Origin of the sequence: Vitiosangium sp. GDMCC 1.1324 (genome assembly GCF_003044305.1) — a bacterium.
In the GTDB taxonomy this organism is placed as follows: domain Bacteria; phylum Myxococcota; class Myxococcia; order Myxococcales; family Myxococcaceae; genus Archangium.
In genome coordinates this window covers 128,513-146,612 of sequence record NZ_PZOX01000007.1, presented here as the reverse complement: position 1 = coordinate 146,612, position 18,100 = coordinate 128,513, and the positions used below count along the sequence as shown (strand labels likewise).

Genomic DNA, 18,100 nt, shown 5'->3' with positions numbered 1-18,100 from the left:
AGATATATTGGTCGTGAAGGATGTCGCTTCCTACCATCGGCGCATGAGACACCTCCTCGTTCTGCTGTTGACGCTCGCGAGCGCACCCGCTGTGGCGCTCGGGGAGTGGGGGCCTGACTCCGCGTCGGACCCCACGCCGGACCCGCAACTCCAGGCACGACTGGACCTCGCGGACCAGCTGGGCGGGATGCCGGGGCTCATCCGCGATAGCCTCGTCGCGCCGAAGTGGCTGCGCGAGGGGGACCGGCTGATCTTCTGGGCGCGCGAGGGCAAGGACGGAGGAACGTGGGTGCTCGCGGACGCGAGGACGGGCGCGCTGAAGCCGCTCGTGTCCGGGGAGCAGCTGAGGGAGCAGCTCACAGCGCTCCTGGGCAAGCCCATCACCGCGCCCCGGTTCTTCGAGGTCGCCATCGCGCCGGACCAGCGGGGCATCGTGTTCCGTCTGGAGGGAAGGACCTTCGGCCTGGGCCTGTCGGGAGGCCGCGTCACGCTGTTGCCGGAGGGCGACCGGGCCGCGCTGATGCTCTCGCGAGAGCATTTCCTCGCACCGGAGGGAGGCGCGGTCGCCGTGCAGCGGGGGAACGGCTTCGCGGTGCTCGGAGCCGATGGAAGACCGGTGGTGGAGCGCAGCGAGGAGGAGGACCACGTCAGCTGGCGCATCCCGGAGAACCCCTGGTCCCCGGATGGCCGGTACCTGGTGGTGTGGCGCCACGACGCGAGGAACGTCCACAAGGTGCCCGTGGTGGACTACTCCACCGCGCTGGAGAAGGTGACGTGGGTGCCCTACGCGAAGTCGGGGACGCCGCTGCCGCGAGCGGAGTTGCACGTGGTGGAGGCGGCAACGGGGAAGGTGACGAAGGCGGAGCCCACGGAGGGGGAGACGCACGATGCCTATGCTGGCTGGAACCCCGAGGGGACCGAGGCGCTGTGCCTGCATCTCTCGCGCGACGGCAAGCAACTGGACCTCACGGCGGTAGAGCCCGGGTCCGGCAAGCGTCGGCGGGTGTTGCGCGAGGAGAGACCGGAGACCTTCGTGGCGGGGTTGGACATGGAGGTGGGTGGCTTCGCGAAGCAGGTGACGGTGCTGCCTGGAGGCAGGGGCTACCTCTGGATGTCCGAGCGGGACGGCTGGCGCCACGTGTACCTGCATGACCGGACCGGCAAGCGCGTGCGCCAGCTCACGAAGGGCTCCTTCCCGGTGCATGAGGTGGTGGGCGTGGAACCTGGAGGGGATGCCATCTACGTGCTGGCCTCCGCGGACAGCGGCGCGCCCTACGAGCAGCTCCTCTACCGGGGCAGTCTGAAGGGGGGCCCGCTGAAGCGGCTGTCCTCGGGCTCGGGCATGCATCGCATCACCCTGTCACCCTCGGCCCGGTACTACGTCGACGCCGGGTCCTCTCGCACGCAGCCCCGGTTCCGGGAGCTCGCTTCCACGGCCACGGGTGCCGCGGGCGGGAGCGTGCGGCTCACCACGGCGGACGCGAGCGAGGCCGAGGCCCTCGGCTACACGCCGCCGGAGGCGCTCACCGTGAAGGCCGCCGACGGGGTGACGCCGCTGTACGGGGTGCTCTACAAGCCGCGCGACTTCGACCCGGCGCGACGCTACCCCGTCATTGCCTTTATCTACGCGGGGCCGTTCATCAGCTCCGTGCCATGGAATTACATCGGAAACACGGCATCGTTGAACAGCATCGCGCTGGCGCAGGTGGGCTTCGTCGTGGTGCTGTTGGACCCGAGAGGCGGCCCTGGACGTAGCAAGGCCTTCCAGGATGCGAACTACGGCCGCGTGGGCCAGACGGAGATTCCCGACTACGTGGAGGGCCTGAGGCAGGCGGCAGCCACTCGCCCGTGGATGGACCTGGAGCGCGTGGGCATCCACGGACACTCGTGGGGCGGGTACTTCGCGCTGCGGGGCATGCTCACCGCGCCGGACTTCTTCAAGGCGGGCTACGCGGGAGCGCCGGGAGCGTTCGAGGAGGAGGCACTCATCAACGAGCCCTACCTCGGCCTGCCGGGAGCGAATCCCCAGGGTTACGCGACGGGTTCCAACCTCGCGCTGGCTGGCCATCTGAAAGGGCACCTGAAGCTGATGCACGGGACGAGCGACGTGAATGCCACGCTGTCCACGACGATGCGCATGGCGAACGCGCTCATCCAGGCAGGCAAGCACTTCGAGTTGCTCATCATGCCGGGCGAGCCGCACGGCCCACGGCCACCGGCGAACCGCTACTACCGGGACGACGTGGCCCTGTTCTTCGTCCGGACGCTCGGGGTTCCGCTGCCTCGGTGATGTGAGTGGGTATCGGCTCTCAGCAACTCTCCCGTGAGTCGAGAGCCCGGGGGCTCCGGGTCCTGCCCCAAACCCTGCCGCTCGGAATCCCCGGGCCACGGCCAGCACGTCCTCGCCGGTGAAGACGGGCGTGCCGTCCGGCGTGACGAAGCGTTGGGGAACGGGGGCGCTATCGGCGTAGGCGTGCGACCCCGCCTCCACCGCCGTGTGCCATGCTTGACTACAAATGTAGTCACGCCATACGGTTGACCGCACCTGTTTTGAGGAGCCCTCTCCATGCTGAAGTGGCTGTGCCTCGCCTCGCTCTGGCTTGTTGCCGTTCCCGTGGCATCCGCGCAGCAGTTCGACCTTCCCGCGGCTGCCGTCGACAATGAAGCCGCACTCGCCAAGGCGATGCCCGAGTTGGCGAAGGAAGTGATCGCCGTCTACCGGGAAGGAGACCGCCGTACCTATCTCGACAACCTGTTCCGATTGCAGATGGTCGCGGCCAGGTACGCGGACGCGAACAAGACCCTGACGTCGCTGCGCGCACTGCGGGCGGGCAGCGCTTCGCCTCAGACCCGGTCGATCAATGTTCAGTACGAAATCTTCGCCAGGGCCAGGCAGAGCGAAGGTGAAGCGCCTTTCGAGGAGGCGCTTCACCAATCGTTCCGTGAAGTCTTCGGCTCGCTGGACGATCGGACCGCGGCGCTGGTGATCCGCGCCCTCGGCGTCGATCCGTCCGCACTCCAGCAAACCTTGAACGAAGCGCTGAAGCAGCGGAAAGGCAAAACCACCCTCTCGCTCGCCGAAGCGCTGAGCCTGATCCGGGCCTACCAGATCCATCAAGTCCATCAGCTCCTCGCTCCGCTTACCGCCCCCCTGATCGCCGAGGACGATCTTCGACGCTACATCATCGAGAAGGACGTTCCGGTCAGGACACCGGATGGCGCGACGGTCTGTGCCCTGGTGGTTCGCCCACGGTCGGCTTCGGGCCAGCTGCCAACACTGCTCAACTTCACCATCTACGCGGACCCCAACAACCTTCTGAGCGAGGCTCGTCGGACGGCATCCAACGGCTATGTCGGCGTCGAGGGCCTGACGCGCGGCAAGGGATGCAGCCCCGACGACCCCGTCCCCTATGAGCACGACGGCTCCGACGCCGCCGCCGTGATCGATTGGATCAGCACGCAGCCGTGGAGCGACGGCCGGGTGGGCATGTACGGGGGCAGTTACGAGGGCTTCACCCAATGGGCCGCGGCCAAGCACATGCCGAAGGCGCTGAAGGCGTTGATGCCATCGGTAACGGCCGCTCCCGGTATCGACGTACCGATGGAAGGCAATGTGTTCCAGAGCTTCGTGTACTACTGGCCCTTCTATACGACGACAGGGAAGACCCTGGATGAGGCGGCCATCCGCGACCGGGCGCGTTGGGGCCGACTGAACCACGAGTGGTATGCCAGCGGTCGCTCCTACCGCTCGTTGGACAAAATCGACGGAACGCCCAATCCGTTCTTCAACCGGTGGCTCGACCATCCGAGCTATGACTCCTACTGGCAGGACATGATCCCCTACAGACAGGAGTTCGCCCGGATCAACATTCCGGTCCTGACCACCACGGGCTATTACGACGACGCTCAGATAGGTGCCCTCTATTACTTCATCGAGCACCACCAACAAGCTCCGGGTGCCGAGCATTACCTGGTCATCGGACCCTATGATCATATCCGAGGGCAGCGTGGGACGCTCTCCCGCCTGGGCGACGCTCTGAATTACCTGAGGGGATACGAGACGGACCCGGTGGCACAGCTCGACGTCGGAGAGCTTCGCTACCAATGGTTCGACTCCATCTTCAAAGGCAGCCCAAAGCCTGCCCTGCTCAAGGACAAGGTGAACTACCAGGTGATGGGGGCGAACAAGTGGAAGCATGCCCCTTCGCTCGCCGCGATGGGCAATCAGACGCTGAGATTCCACTTGAGTGCGGTGCGAGCCGGAGACGCCTACCGGCTCAGCGCGCGGAAGCCCGCGGGCGACACCTTCATCACGCAGATGGTCGACCTCGCTGATCGCACTGACGTCGATCGCGTCTCACCCAGCAATGGCATCGTCGACAAGAATCTGGATACCTGGAACGGCATCGCCTTCGTGAGCGAGCCGCTCCGGAAGCCGACCGAGCTGAGTGGCCTGTTTTCCGGGCGACTCGACTTCATCGCCAATCGGAAGGACCTGGACTTCAGCATCGGGCTCTATGAGCTGACCCCCAAGGGTGAGTACTTTGAACTCTCGTACTACATGGCTCGCGCCAGCCATGTCCTGGATCGCAACCATCGCCAATTGTTGAAGCCGGGACAGCGCATGCAATTGGACTTCAAGAGCGGGCGCTTGACCAGCCGGAAGTTTCAGCCGGGCAGTCGGCTGGTCGTGGTGCTCGGCGTCATCAAGCAGCCCGGGGCCCAGATCAACTACGGCTCCGGGCAGGACGTCAGCGACGAGACCCTCGAGGATGGCAAGGTGCCACTACAGCTCCAGTGGTATGGCGACAGCTTCGTCGATATCCCGATCTGGAGATAGAGGGCGCATCAGCTCCCGGACCTGCCAGACACGCGCCCAGGCCCGACGCTTCATTGAGCCGAAGCCGCGATCTGCGAGGGGCTCAGCCCCAACACGCGACGCATGGAGCGGGCCATGTGGCTCGGGTGCGAGAAGCCCGCCTCCAGCGCGATCTCCGTCATGCTCCTGCCTCCTTCGAGCAGCCGCCTCCGCGCGCGCTCGACGCGCCGCTGGAGGACGAAACGATGGACCGGCACACCCATGGCGCTTTTGAACAGCGGCTTGAAGTGCGACAGGCTGAATCCCGCCACGCTCGCGAGCTCGGCGAGTGTGAGGTCCTCATCGAGGTGCGCCTCGATGTACTCGAGCACCTGGCGCAGTCGCCATGCCGGCAGCGCGCGCCCTGGCCTGGAGCTCGAGGCGCCGCCGCGCGATTGGAGAGCGAGGAGCCGCGCGGCCAGCGCGGAGGCGAGGCTGTCCGCGAACAAGCGGCCACCCGGATACCTGTCATGCTCCTCGGCTTGCATCATCCAGCCGATGCGCTCGATCTGGGGATCTCGGATGTGAATCGAGGGCGCGAGCTCGGCGCCTCCCGAGCCCAGGCCCATGGCATCCGCGCTCTCCTGCAAGAGCGTGGGCGTCAGCCGGAGCAGCAGCGACCGCGCGGGCCCCGACAGAATCCAGCGAGTGCTCGAGCCCGCGGGCACGACGCAGAACTGGCCATGAAGCCGAACCCCCTCCCGCTCGTGGTTGCCCACGCGGTAGGAGACCGGAACCGCATCACCGAGGTGGAGGCAGAGAACATGACGGCGATCCACCGGGGACTGGAACACCCCGGATGGAACGGGTGAGGTGAGCACGTCGAGCAGCGGCAAGCGGTTCTGGCCGACGCTCGACATCAGCGCGGCCGGAGGGCCGGGGTAGCACGAGGGTCTGTCGCTCATCTCCTGATCGTTCAACACGCCCCGGCTCCGGGCAAGCGTCGAGGAAAATCATCCATCCGTGTCCGGCGACGGCCGCCTGTGCGCGCGCGCCCGGGGCGATAGAGCCACCATGCGCGCATGAACAAGCACTCGTTGCATGGAGGACTCCGATGAGACGGAGACAGTTCCTGGAATGGACCGGAGTCATGCTCGCGGCCGGCGCCGTCGGCGCGTGTGTCTCGCGAGTGGACACCCACCGCGGCGTCGAGCACGCGGGCCCTCTACAGCCGACAGACGCGGAGGCGTTTCGCGCGGCGCGGCGATTCGCCGATCTCCCGTTCGGCCGGATCGCCTATGTCGAGCGTGGCTCGGGCGATGCAGCGCTGTTCCTGCATGGCGCTCCGCTCAATGGCTTTCAGTGGCGAGGCGCGATCGATCGGTTGTCCGCGCACCGCCGATGCGTCGCCCCCGACTTCATGGGCCTCGGATACTCCGAGGTTCCCGAGCGCCAATCGCTGGCGGCCGACGCCCAGGCCGAGATGCTCGTGGCCTTGCTCGACGCACTCGCCATCTCCCAGGTCGATATCGTCGCCAGCGATAGCGGCGGCGCGGTGGCGCAGCTGTTCATGGTCCGTCATCCCGAGCGTGTCCGGACGCTGCTGCTGACGAATTGCGACGTCGAGCCCGATAGCCCTCCTCCCAAGGTCCAGGTGGCGATCGAGATGGCGCACGCCGGAACCCTCGCGGATGCGACGGCCCGATGGCTCACGGACAAGGTGCTGGCTCGCTCGACCTTTGGTGCGGCCGTCTATCGCGATCCCAGCCGCTTCGCGGACGAGACCATCGAGTACTATGTCACGCCGCTGGTGAGCTCGCCGCTGCGCAGGGCGCAATACCACGCGTACCACCTCGCCCTGGAGCCCAACCCGCTGGCAGGCATCGAAGCGGCGCTCAAGCGCAGCACGGTTCCGGTGCGGATCGTCTGGGGTGCGAGCGACGACATCTTCTCGCAAGCGGACGCCGACTACCTCGACCGAACGTTCCCTCGCTCCCAAGGCATCCGCCGCGTGCCCGGAGCGAAGCTGTTCTTTCAGGAGGAGTTCCCGGACATCATCGCCGAGGAGGCGCAGCGGCTCTGGCGTGCCGGCTGATGGGGCCCTGGCGCCCTTCGGCCGGCGACTGCGCTATCTCCTCGGCGGGCCGTGGGTGCTAGAAACCCCGCGAGGCTAGGTATTGAGCACGGGCCCACACGTCGCCCGAGTAGTCATTGCCGGTCGTGCCGACGTCCATGCGCTCGAGGGTCCGCACGTTGCCAGGGCCCGCGTTGTACGCGGCCACCGCGCCCCGGAGCTGCTCGGCCGCACTCCAGGTTGGGTGCGCCTGGCGGACGGTTTCCAGGTTGCGCTGGAGCAGCCCGGCCGCGGCAGCGACGTGCTCGGTGCTGTAGGGTCCACCCTGGATGAGGCCGGGGTTGTGCAGCCGGTCGATCTGCATCAGGCCGTAGCCGTTCGGGTCGAAGCGGGCGTTGCCGTTCTCGAGGAGGGCCGCGCCGCCGCGCGACTCCCGGCTGGCAATGGCCGCCAGGAGCGCGGGCGGGAGGTTGTACTGGGCGCCCACCTGCCGGAAGACGTCCTGGTAGCGCTCCAGGCGCGCGCGATCCGTTTCGGCCATCTGTTGCGAGCCTGCCACCCCCGCCGGTGCTCGATCCTGCCCGGCGGTCGCGGCCGAGGCGCCCTGGGTCTGGAGGTCGTTGAGGATGGCGTTGCTGCCCGTGGCGGCGGGACCTGCGGCGGCCTGGGCGCGCTGAGCGGGGGCCGTGGTGAAATCGTCCTGGCCGTTGCCCTGGGGGCGCACCGGCCTGCCGCCAGCGAACGTCACGCCCTGGCCGCTGAAGCGGTAGTCGTGGGGCGCGCCATCGGCCCGGGTCGACACCAGCCCATTGCCGTCCCGGCGCAGGGTGATCTCCCGGCCGCCGTTCGGGTCATTGGCCCGGTAGCTGCCATCCGCGTTGCGGCCGGTGATCGTAACCCAGTGGTCGGGAGTGGCGGTGTTGTTGGTGCGCCAGTTCACCCCGACGAGCACCGGGCGGCCGGCGTCGAGCTGCTGGTCGATGCCGTCGGCGGTGAGGTTGCCCCGCATGCGGGTGGCGGTGATGCGGGGCTCGCCCCCGGTGACGCCGCCCACCTGGCCGAAGTTCACGGCGTTGCCGCTGTAGCCCCCGTTCCGGTCGAGGTGGGCATCCATCTCGCGCGGGGTGATGGTGCGGCCGCTCAGCGCGCTGACCGCCATGGCGCTGGCGGTGATGGCGCAGCCCTTGGCCCGGATGCTGTCGCGGCTCGCGCTGCCCACCTCGCCCGTACCGCCCAGCCGGCGGCTGGCCCAGGCCGCGTCTGCCTGGTTGAACCTGGGTACCCCGTCCCGGCTGGAGAAGGACCGGTCCGAGTTGGCCGGATCGGTCCAGGTGCGGGTGCCGCCCTCGGTGCGCGGAGCCTCGACGGGGGCGAAGGAGTCCCGCTGCCGCTCGGCCGTCACGGGCGAGCTGGCCGGCCGCGCCTCGGGGCGGGGCTGGGACGGGCGCGCCTCGGGGCGGGTCTGCCCGCCGGGGACCACCAGGGCCTGCCCCTCGCGGAGCTTGTTCGGATCGCTGATGTTGTTGGCCCTGGCCAGCGCATCCACGGACGTATTGTTCCGGCGGGCGATCTGGCTCAGCGTGTCGCCCCTGCGAACCCGGTAGTCGCTCATCCTCGTGCCCTCACGAACCCATTGGGAGCTACCTCTCGGCGGGTCGCTCCAATTTTCACTATCGGGAGATTATCGCGATGCGCGCGCGGGAGTTGCGTAGATGACGAATTTTTTCGTTCCGCGCTTGGGTCACCTGCGCGCTTCGGTGCCCGTGTGAGACGTCCAGACCTTCCGTGCGGATTCCAGCCGCCTCCGCTCTTGAAGCTCCGGGCAGTACGATGGCTCCCATGAAGACTCCAGCCCTTGCCCTCCTCTGCATCTCCCTCTTTTGTGCTTACGGAAACCGGGCCGCTGCCGAGGCCCCTACCGAGCCCTCTGCGGCCGAGGTGCGCTCCGGAATCGAGAGCTACCTCAAGAAGTACCTCCGGGACGACCTGAGGATCATGTCCGCGGAGGACCGCAAGTACAGCTATGACACCTTCGACCTGAACAACGACGGCCGGAAAGAAATCTTTGTCATCCTCATCAGTTCATACTTCTGTGGCTCCGGCGGATGTACGCTGCTCATCCTCAATCCCGACTTCACCCTGAATAGCCGCATGACGCTGGTAAAAGACCTTCCGCTCCAGGCATCCAGCCACACCACCCATGGATGGAGGGACCTCGTCATCCAGTCCAGAGGTGACCACCTCATGAAGTACAACGGGAAGAAGTACCCCTCCAACCCGTCGACCCAGCCCAAGGTGAAGCTGGCGGATGTGCCAGGCAAGCAGCCCATCCTGGAGGGGGCCTTCGACAAGACACTGAGCTTTTGAGCCAGGCCGTTCCTTTTCCGCAGGAGCCGTCGTCCCGTTCGCTGCACCCCGGAGCCCGTTGGCTGCACCCGTCCGGAAGTGGCGCGGGTTCGGGGGTAGAATCCATCGGCCGTGGAATCCATTTCCCCCTCCGCGTCGGCGCCGTCCGAGCTGCTCCCGCTGGCGCGCCGCCTGCCGGTGCTGATGCTCCTCTTCGCCGTGCCCGGCATCGTCACCGCGCTCCACACCTGGGTCTATGCCCAGGCCAGGGACCCCACCTACTCCCTCGGCCGGGCGCTGCTGGTGCAGGTGCCGCCCTGGCAGTACTGGGCGTTCGCCACGCCGTTCGTCCTCGCGCTCGGACGGCGCTTCCGCCTGGAGCGCGGCGTCTGGCCCCGGAGCCTCGCGGTCCTCCTGTCCGCCCTCGTCGCGCTCATGGTCCCCTACGTGACGATCATCTACTTCGTCGCCCGGGCCGCGGGAGAGACGTGGCTCCTCCAAAGTTCCCTGGGGCGGATGCTGCCCTTGATGATGGCCAAGTACATCGTCCAGTCCCTGCTCATCTACGGCGGCATCCTCTCCATCGGCTACGCCGTCGAGTACCACCGCCGCTTCCGCGAGGGAGAGCTGGCCCAGGCCCAGCTGGAGACGCGCCTGGCCCACGCGCAGCTCGACGCCCTGCGCGCTCAGCTCCACCCGCACTTCCTCTTCAACACGCTCAACGCCCTCTCCGTGCTCGTGCGCAAGCAGGACACCGCCGGCTCCATCCGCATGCTCACCGGTGTCAGCGAGCTGCTGCGCATGGCCCTCCACACCACGGGGCGCCAGCACGTCCCCTTCCACGAGGACGTCGACTTCCTGGAGCGCTATCTCGACATCGAGCAGACCCGCTTCCAGGACCGGCTCCAGGTGGTCCGCGCCATCGACCCGGCCACTCTCGGCGCGCTCGTGCCCAGCCTCATCCTCCAGCCCCTGGTGGAGAACGCCATCAAGCACGGCGTCGCCACCCGCTCCGGCGCGGGACGCGTGGAACTGCGCGCCTCGCGCGAGGGGGCGCGGCTGGTACTGGAGGTGCTCGACGACGGCCCCGGGCTCGCTCCCGGCTGGGACCGCCATGACGGCCGCATCGGCGTGGCCAATGTGCGCGCCCGCCTGCACCAACTCTATGGCGACCACCACGCCTTCACGCTGGAGAACCGCGCCGGGGGCGGCGTGCGCGCCCGCCTGGAGCTGCCCTTCCAGGCCGCCGTGCCGGAGGCGCTCGGGGCATGAACACGGCCGCCACCATCCGCACGCTCGTCGTGGATGACGAGCCCCTGGCTCGCGAGGGCCTGCGCCTGCTGCTGGCCACGGACTCCGAGGTCCGGGTGGTGGGCGAGGCCGGCAACGGACCGGAGGCCGTGCGCCTCATTCGCGAGCAGCGGCCGGACCTCGTCCTGCTGGACGTCCAGATGCCGGAGCTCAATGGCTTCGAGGTGCTCGCCCGGCTGGGCCCTGGCGAGGTGCCCGCCGTCATCTTCGTCACCGCGTACGACCAGTACGCCCTGCGCGCCTTCGACATCCACGCGCTCGACTACCTCCTCAAACCCTTCCGCGACGACCGCTTCCACGACGCCATCGGCCGGGCCAAGGCACAGATCCGCCTGGCTCGGATGTCCGACCTCGGCCAGCGGCTGATGTCCGTGCTCTCCACCTACGGCGAGCGCGACGGCGCTCCCGCCCCGGCGCCCGCGTCCCCCGAGCCGTGGGTACGCCGGCTGGCCATCCGCGACGCGGGCCGCGTGGTGTTCCTCGACGTGGACGAAATCGAATACATCGAGGCCGCCGACTACTACGTGCAGATCCACGCGGGTGGGAAGGCATACCTCCACCGCGAGACGATGCAGAGCCTTGAGTCGCGCCTGGAGCCGGAGCGCTTCATGCGCATCCACCGCTCGGCCATCGTCAACTCGCGCCGCATCCGCGAGCTGCGCAGCGAGGGCCGCAGGGACCTCGTCGTGGTGCTCACCTCCGGCGCGGAGCTGCGCGTCGCCCGCAGCCACCGCGAGAAGTTCCAGCACTTGCGCTGAGCCGCGCGGCTCGCGGCCCGTTCACGGCACGCGCGGACCGGTTCGCCGCAGCTCCGTCCCCACCGGCTGAACACTCTCCCCGTGCGGCGCTCGCTCGGGCACGGTGCCTTCCGTCCACCCGCCACCCACGGAGGCACTCCATGCCCGCATCATCCGCCCTGGCTTCATCCCCGCGCCAGCGCGCCTTCCGTTTGTCCGCCCTCGTCCTGGGCACGCTGCTCGCGGTAACACCCGCGAGCGCCGCGACGAACGATTCGTATCCGCTCCCGCCCGGTTCTTCGCGCCATGAATCACAAATCCAGCAGGCGCGCGCCTTCGCTCAAAAGCTGCTCGCGGACTTCCAACTGCCGGGCCTCTCCGTGGCCGTCGCGCAGCACGGGCGGATCATCTGGTCAGAAGGCTTTGGCTTCGCGGACCTGGAGCAGGGCATCCTGGTCACTCCGCTGACCCGCTTCCGCGTGGGCAGCGTGTCCAAGGTCCTCACCGCCGCCGCCGTGGTCCGTCTGGTGGAGGAGGGGCGCTTGGACCTGGATGCCCCCATCCAGAAATACGTACCGTCATTCCCCGTGAAGCCCTGGCCCATCACCACCCGTCAGCTCACCGGGCACCTGGCGGGCATCCGTCACTACCTGGACAAGGATGAGGCCATCTTCAGGGAGGCGAAGCACTTCAGCAGCGTCACCCAGGCGCTGAGCCTCTTCCAGGAGGACCCGCTGCTGTCCGAGCCCGGAACGAGCTATGCGTATTCCAGCTATGGCTGGAACCTGGTGGGCGCCGTGGTGGAAGGCGCCGCCCACGAGGAGTTCCTCCGCTACATGCAGCGCGCTGTCTTCGAGCCCCTGGGCATGCGCCACACCGGGGCGGACCATCCCCACCAACTGATTCCCCACCGCACGCGCTTCTATGCGAATGGCGCCGGGGGCAGCCACCAACACGCCGCCCACGTGGACAACAGCTACAAGTGGCCCGGTGGTGGCTTCCTCTCCACCGCCGAGGACCTCGTCACCTTCGGCTCCGCCCACCTCCAGCCCGGCTTCCTCCGCAAGGAGACCCTAGCCCTCCTCTTCACCTCGCAGAAACTCAAGTCCGGCAAGGAGACGGGCGTGGGCATTGGCTGGCGCATCGGTGTCTCCTCTCAGGGCCGGCGCATCCTCCACCACCGGGGCGCCATCGAGGGCGGGCGCGCCATGCTGATGCTCTTCCCGGACTCGCAGCTCGTCGTCGCCCTGTTGGGCAACACGTACGCGGACTTCGCCGAGGAGCAGGCCGCTCAGCTGGGAGAGCTCTTCATGACCGCGCCCAGGTGAGCCTCACTTCCGCTTCCGGCCGCGGTGCCGCTGTGGCGCCGGCTCTGCGAGCGTGGCCATGGCATCCACGAAGAGCCGGACCTTGGGCGGAAGGTTCAGCCGGCTGGGATAGACGACGTGGATGGGCCGCAGCATCGCGGGCCTGGGGCCGAAGAGGACCTTCAGCCGGCCATCTCGGATTGCATCGCGGCAGAGGATGTCCGGGACGCGCGCGATGCCGACCCCGGCAATGGCCGCCTCGCACGCGAGCTCAAGGTCATTCACCGTCAGGACCGGATCGATTCGGGACTTCACCCCCTCGGCCTCCCACGTCTCGAACGCACTGAAGCCAATGCAGCGTGCCGAGCGGAGCTCCCTGGCGTTCGGCGTGCCGTGCTTCGACAGGAAGCGGGGGCTCGCGACGAAATGGACCGAGCTCTCTCCGAGCTTTCGGGCCACGAGCGACGAGTCGTCGAGGGGGCCGATGTGGATCGCGACATCCAGTCCCTCTTCGATGAGGTGGGGACGGCGGTTCGCCAGCACCAGCTCCACCTGCGCCTGGGGATAGCGGTCGAGGTACTTCGAAATGACGGGGGTCAGGTATCGCCGGCCGTAGAGTACCGGCGACGAGACCCGCAGCAGGCCGGTGGGATCCGCCTGTCCCTGTTGCACCTCGCTGTTCGCTTCGTCGATGAGCGCGGCGATGGCGGAGCAGCGCTCGTAGTACGTCACTCCGGCCCCCGTCACTCGCAGGCGCCGCGTGGTCCGCTCGAGGAGCCGCACCCCGAGCCGCTCCTCCAGATGGCGGATGCGCTCGCTGATGGTCTGCTTGGTGATGCCGAGCTTGAGTGCCGCCCGGGTGAAGCTCTCCTCTCGGACGACCGTCGCGAAGAGAACCATGTCGGCAGGTGGAATCATGACCGTCAAGCCTAGCCTGACAATGAGTTCGTCCGTGGCCCATTGTTCGGGCGCCCTGGCCGCCGCATCTTGAGGCCTCCTTCGACGTTCAGGAGTGCCACCCATGAAGCTCTACTTCGCCCCCAGGACCCGAGCGATCCGTCCACGCTGGCTGCTGGAGGAGCTCGGAGTGCCCTACGAGCTGGTCAAGCTCGACCTCGCCCGACAGGAGAACACCACCCCCGAATACCTCGCGGTGCATCCGCTGGGCGAAGTCCCCGCCCTGGTGGATGGGGATGTCACGCTGCTCGAGTCCCTGGCCATCTGCCTGCACCTGGCCGACCGCTTCCCGGAGAAGCAATTGGCGCCGCCGGTGGGAACCGCGGAGCGTGGTCCCTATTACAAATGGATGACCTTCGCCGAGATGAGCCTCGATCCCGCGGTGATGGAGTTCTACTGGCGCGCGCAGCAGCCCGGGGAGCACGCGCACGCGGATGAAGGGGGCGCGAAGCACGAGACCCGGCTCAAGGCCGTGCTCGACGTCATCGACGGGGGACTCGGCGGCCGTGAATTCCTCGTGGGAGGGACGTTCACCGCCGCCGATGTGGTGATGGCGTCCATCCTCCATCTCGCGAACACGCTGAGGTTGCTCGACGGGCATCCGCGGTTGGTGGAGTACGTCAGGCGCCACACGCAACGTCCGGCGGTGCGCAGAGCTGTGTCGGGGTGAGCAGTGGCATCCGAGGTAGCCTGCGCCCTATGATGCATGCCTCATGACGGCCCAGGCATTCTGCTGCCATGGGCAAGGGCTGCGAGTCAGGACGCTGCTCGCCGAGGACCATCGATGGGCATCTGCCTCGACTACGTCTCCCTCGCGGAAGTGCCACCCATGACGCTCGTCCGGGACAGGTTGACCGAAAAGCTCGGTTGCCCGGTGTCGTTGGTCGAGCACCCCGCCGGGTTTCATGTCGAGGTCAAGCCAAGGCTGATGATCAGCATCGTGCCGGGCGAGCGCGTGCTCGAGGTCCGCGAGCTCATCGTGGACCCCGAGGACCCCCGCTATGAACATCCGGCCTACCTGCGTCTGTGTCGCGCCCTGACGGAGCTGGGCGGAAAGCAGACCCCCGTTGAGCCGCTGGATCGGATGAGGTTCAGGCAGCGCTTCGAATTCGAGGGAAACACCCCCGCTCCGCTCGAAGTTCACGAGCAGCTCCTCCGGCTGGGCGGACGCGACATCGGACCTCCGAGTCCCTACGAGCCGTGGTTCGAGCTCATGACCACGGCCCCTGACGCGCAGACCGTGGTGCTGGACCCGCAGCCCCCGTGGCTTCACATGATTTCAGGGTACACCAGTGCGAAGCTGTACTCGGCGGTGTACAACCTCCTGCTCTCCTTCGGCGCGAGACTGCGACCGGATGATGGAACATGGTGACGTGTACCCTCCCCCTGTCCCCCTCCCGGCGGGAGGGGGGAGGTTGGCGCCAGCTTCAGCCATCCCGTTCACCAGGCGGCTGGAAGCCACCGAGTTCGATGCGAGCAAGACGCAGAGGGCTAATGGAACTCGGGCTGGGCGCCGTAGGCCTCACCGGCCTGGCCCTCATAGGCGCGCATGAGGGCCGCGATGTCGAGCTTGCCCATCTTCATCATGGCCTGCATGACGCGGGCCGCGGCCTCGCGATTGGGATCGCTCATCATCTGGGGGAGGACCCGCGGGACGATCTGCCACGAGAGGCCGAACCGGTCCTTGAGCCAGCCGCAGGGCCCGGGCGAGCCGCCGCCTTGCACCAGCCCCTCCCACAGCCGGTCCACCTCGGCCTGGTCCTCGCATTCGATGGTGAAGGACACCGCTTCGGTGAAATGGAACTCGGGGCCGCCGTTGAGGCCCATGAACGGCTGCCCAGCGAGCGTGAACTCGACCGTCAGCACCGCCCCCGCAGGCGTGCTCGGGTTGTCGGCGGGCGAGCGCATCACCTTGTCGATCCGGGAATTGGGCAGCAGCGAGACGTAGAACTTCGCGGCCTCCTCGGCCTTGCCGTCGAACCAGAGGCAGGGGGTGATCTTCGACATCTCTCTCACTCCTTCGCAGTGGGCAGGATTTGAACCCGTCACGGCTATGGATGGGGCGCTCGCTGCCGAACGGCATGCCGTCCATCCGCGCCAGCTCCCCATGCATGGGGAGCTGATAAGCGAGCCGAACCAACGGCCCGCCTACTGGACAGGCAGCCTCCCAACCCGGCTGCCCCGTCCCTGGGGGCAGCAGGCCACGGGAGGGAGGCGATGCCCACCGCGCATCATTCACCCAGACGCACGGGCGCGATCTCGTCACGCGGAGGCCTGCCGGGGTGCTCGGAGAGATAGGCGTCCACGGACTCGGGGATCTCGGCGCCGATGAGCATGAGGTAGCGCTGGATGAGGAGCACTCGGGCCCGCTCGAAGGAGTCGCCGTCGTCGGGCACGAGCCAGGGAGCGCGGACGAGATCTCGCGCCACGGCCTGCGCGAACGCCGGATCCCCCGAGTCACGCACCTGCTTCAGCCACTCGTAGTCCTGCATGCCCTGGCGGATGAGCTTCAGCCGCAGAGAAGGCAACGGCACACTGGTGGTTCCACCGATGACGGAGACCGTTCCCGGGTACACGAGCGTCCCGTCGCCATTGCCCCCATACTTGTACTGGTCCGTCCACGCCGAGGAGAGCATCTCCGCCACCTGGTAATAGTGCTCGCCCGTCGCGCCCACCTGGAAGGAGATCCACTCCAGGGCACGTGCCTTCGCGGGTGAGACGTCCACCATGTACGACGGCCAGCCCTGCCCCGGCACGTTCTCCGACCTGACACCGCCACAACCGTGGGTGCCACAGCTCTGGTAGATCCACAGCTCCCGGTTGGGCCGGCGGAGGAAGGCTTCATAGCGGGAGAGGCCCCTCCCCTCCGCCTCGGGCTTCCCCGGCGACTTGTAGAGGTAGTCAACGATCACCACGCCGATGTCGATGAGGTCGGTCAGTCCCCGCCGATCCAGCTCATCGATCGACCAGATGGTGAGCATCGTGCGCAGATTCGGCGCCACCTGCCGCGACAACCTGGCGTGGGCGAGCACCTCGTCGTATGTGCTGTTCCAGGGGGGCTCGTCGCCCACGGGGAAGAAGGAAAGGGATTGCAAGCCGCGAGCTCCCGTCTCGGCTTCGAATTCCTTGAGCTGCTCGGGAGTGGGGGGGCCCGCGTACTCCACGCATGTCATCTTCGCACCGGGCAGGCGCAGGGGCGCGGTCCCCGAGAGAAATGGACCCCACCACTGCTCGAAGGTGGGCCAGTCCGGAATGTCCTGGGGATCGAAACGGCTGACGAACGTGATGCGGTGCTCGAGCCCCAGTTTCTGGAAGTACGACAGCAACCGGAGCTGATCCTCTCGCGAGCACTCCCTCTGTCCGGTGAAGGCCTGGCACACGCTGGGCGTCCACACGAGGAAGCTCGTCCGGAGAGACGACGTGCTCGGCATCACCCAGTCCACCACGGTGAGGGCCACGTCCACCTGGAGGCGGTACCCGTTCGCCCCCACCACCTCGACCGTGCCGTAGTACTCGCCCGGGGGCGCGTCCATCGGCACGTGCACGTCCACCCAGAGGGCGCGCGACTCATTCGCGGGAACGTCCATGGGAAAGGCCTGGCGCTTCTCGCCCACCGTCTCGTCGACGTCCGGAACCAGTCCGTCCGGCCACCACCCCACCTTCGAATACGGCATGGTGGGATGGGTGACGTGCAGCAACGTCTCCCGGTAGAGGACGATGTCGGCCCCCTCGATGCGCATGGGGCCCTCCAGCGCGGGAAGGCTCGCACTCACCCCGCTCCACCCCGAGTCCCCTCCGTGCAGTCCCACCTGGAAGGAGACGAACTCGTTGCGCGCGGCGAACAGGCGCACGCTCGAGCTGCTCCCCGGTGCCGTCTGGGGCTGCACCTTCTCCATGGCGCTCACACCCCACACGGATGGATCGGGGCCAGCCCTGGCGGGCAGTCCGAGCGCCAATACCCACACACCTAGAACACACGCGAAGGCTCTCATGATGTGTTCACCATGGGAATGATTTCGGCCCGCGTCGTCCTGCCCATGGGTGCAATGTGAACAGAGGGAGTGACGGCGAGGCGAGCAACCGCGACCCCGGCCGCCCCTTCTCCGGGCAGCCTGGAGCATCGCCTGGCTCGAACCCCGAAATGCGAAAGGGGGGCCTACTTCTGGACGTCCAGGGTGAGGTCGGAGATGTCGGACGTCACTTGGAGCGACGGCAGGAGGAGCGATTCGCCAGCGGTCAGGCCGTCTTTGCTCCAGACCTCGTATGTGCCCACATACACCCGTCCACTGAAGCTCAACTCGACGTTGGGGTCGCACGAGCTGGGAATGAAGACCTCCTTGCCCGTCGAGGTGTCCCGGAAGAGGACGGTCGGGCGCATGGCCTCGCAGGTGGCGCCGATGATGGGCGCGCCATTGAGCAGGATGCTCCCGGACACCGTGCGGCTCTCGACCTCCAGCGTGACTCTGACATCATGGTCCACGGTGAGCGAGGGGAAGACGCCCCCCTCCCCACAGGGCAGATCGACCCCGCCCCCTCCGAGGAGTCAGAGCACGGGCCTCTCGGGCCTAGG

Annotated in this window: 15 protein-coding genes; 9 read left to right on the top strand and 6 right to left on the bottom strand. The window is 67.6% G+C overall.

Annotated features, from left to right (window positions below):
- Nucleotides 1-43 precede the first annotated feature (43 nt).
- Together DAT35_RS21735 and DAT35_RS21730 are read left to right on the top strand one after the other, a co-directional pair.
- Nucleotides 44-2,290 (top strand): DPP IV N-terminal domain-containing protein, encoded by a 2,247-nt coding sequence (locus tag DAT35_RS21735; RefSeq protein WP_108069026.1) that lies wholly within the window; start codon nt 44-46, stop codon nt 2,288-2,290.
- Between the two features lie 276 nt (nt 2,291-2,566).
- On the top strand, nt 2,567-4,840 hold the full coding sequence (locus tag DAT35_RS21730) for a CocE/NonD family hydrolase (RefSeq protein WP_108069025.1): 2,274 nt from the start codon (nt 2,567-2,569) through the stop codon (nt 4,838-4,840).
- A gap of 50 nt (nt 4,841-4,890) precedes the next feature.
- On the opposite strand, the gene DAT35_RS21725 is transcribed toward DAT35_RS21730, so the two are convergent.
- Nucleotides 4,891-5,781, bottom strand: coding sequence for a helix-turn-helix domain-containing protein (locus tag DAT35_RS21725; protein ID WP_233261623.1), 891 nt, complete (start codon nt 5,779-5,781; stop codon nt 4,891-4,893).
- A 167-nt stretch (nt 5,782-5,948) separates the two neighbouring features.
- Between DAT35_RS21725 and DAT35_RS21720 the strand changes: the two genes are divergently transcribed.
- A complete protein-coding gene (locus DAT35_RS21720; RefSeq protein ID WP_233261622.1) occupies nt 5,949-6,893 on the top strand; it encodes an alpha/beta fold hydrolase in 945 nt (314 codons plus the stop codon).
- A 58-nt stretch (nt 6,894-6,951) separates the two neighbouring features.
- On the opposite strand, the gene DAT35_RS21715 is transcribed toward DAT35_RS21720, so the two are convergent.
- The gene (locus DAT35_RS21715) at nt 6,952-8,484 is read right to left on the bottom strand and encodes a LysM peptidoglycan-binding domain-containing protein (RefSeq protein ID WP_108069023.1); all 1,533 of its coding nucleotides are present in this window, start codon (nt 8,482-8,484) and stop codon (nt 6,952-6,954) included.
- Between the two features lie 227 nt (nt 8,485-8,711).
- Between DAT35_RS21715 and DAT35_RS21710 the strand changes: the two genes are divergently transcribed.
- From DAT35_RS21710 to DAT35_RS21695, 4 genes are all read left to right on the top strand, one after another.
- Nucleotides 8,712-9,239, top strand: coding sequence for a hypothetical protein (locus DAT35_RS21710; protein WP_146209822.1), 528 nt, complete (start codon nt 8,712-8,714; stop codon nt 9,237-9,239).
- A gap of 111 nt (nt 9,240-9,350) precedes the next feature.
- Nucleotides 9,351-10,490 carry a sensor histidine kinase gene (locus tag DAT35_RS21705; RefSeq protein ID WP_108069021.1) on the top strand — a complete coding sequence of 380 codons (1,140 nt, stop codon included), beginning with the start codon at nt 9,351-9,353 and terminating at the stop codon, nt 10,488-10,490.
- Nucleotides 10,487-11,287 carry a LytTR family DNA-binding domain-containing protein gene (locus DAT35_RS21700; RefSeq protein ID WP_108069020.1) on the top strand — a complete coding sequence of 267 codons (801 nt, stop codon included), beginning with the start codon at nt 10,487-10,489 and terminating at the stop codon, nt 11,285-11,287. Before DAT35_RS21705 ends, DAT35_RS21700 begins: the two co-directional genes overlap by 4 nt.
- Nucleotides 11,288-11,427: 140 nt before the next feature.
- Nucleotides 11,428-12,594, top strand: coding sequence for a serine hydrolase (locus DAT35_RS21695; protein ID WP_108069019.1), 1,167 nt, complete (start codon nt 11,428-11,430; stop codon nt 12,592-12,594).
- A 3-nt stretch (nt 12,595-12,597) separates the two neighbouring features.
- On the opposite strand, the gene DAT35_RS21690 is transcribed toward DAT35_RS21695, so the two are convergent.
- Nucleotides 12,598-13,491: a LysR family transcriptional regulator gene (locus DAT35_RS21690; protein WP_108069018.1), complete on the bottom strand. Its 894-nt coding sequence runs from the start codon at nt 13,489-13,491 to the stop codon at nt 12,598-12,600.
- Between the two features lie 103 nt (nt 13,492-13,594).
- On the opposite strand from DAT35_RS21690, the gene DAT35_RS21685 reads away from it, so the two are divergent.
- Nucleotides 13,595-14,200, top strand: a complete 606-nt coding sequence (locus tag DAT35_RS21685) for a glutathione S-transferase family protein (RefSeq protein ID WP_108069017.1) — start codon at nt 13,595-13,597, stop codon at nt 14,198-14,200.
- A 114-nt stretch (nt 14,201-14,314) separates the two neighbouring features.
- Complete coding sequence (locus DAT35_RS21680; protein ID WP_108069016.1) at nt 14,315-14,902, top strand: hypothetical protein; 588 nt, start codon at nt 14,315-14,317, stop codon at nt 14,900-14,902.
- 119 nt (nt 14,903-15,021) lie between these two features.
- On the opposite strand, the gene DAT35_RS21675 is transcribed toward DAT35_RS21680, so the two are convergent.
- From DAT35_RS21675 to DAT35_RS21665, 3 genes are all read right to left on the bottom strand, one after another.
- Nucleotides 15,022-15,537 (bottom strand): VOC family protein, encoded by a 516-nt coding sequence (locus DAT35_RS21675; protein ID WP_108069015.1) that lies wholly within the window; start codon nt 15,535-15,537, stop codon nt 15,022-15,024.
- Between the two features lie 224 nt (nt 15,538-15,761).
- Nucleotides 15,762-17,522, bottom strand: coding sequence for a DUF4091 domain-containing protein (locus DAT35_RS21670; RefSeq protein ID WP_108069014.1), 1,761 nt, complete (start codon nt 17,520-17,522; stop codon nt 15,762-15,764).
- A 164-nt stretch (nt 17,523-17,686) separates the two neighbouring features.
- On the bottom strand, nt 17,687-17,965 hold the full coding sequence (locus DAT35_RS21665; RefSeq protein WP_158501817.1) for a hypothetical protein: 279 nt from the start codon (nt 17,963-17,965) through the stop codon (nt 17,687-17,689).
- Nucleotides 17,966-18,100: the final 135 nt, after the last annotated feature.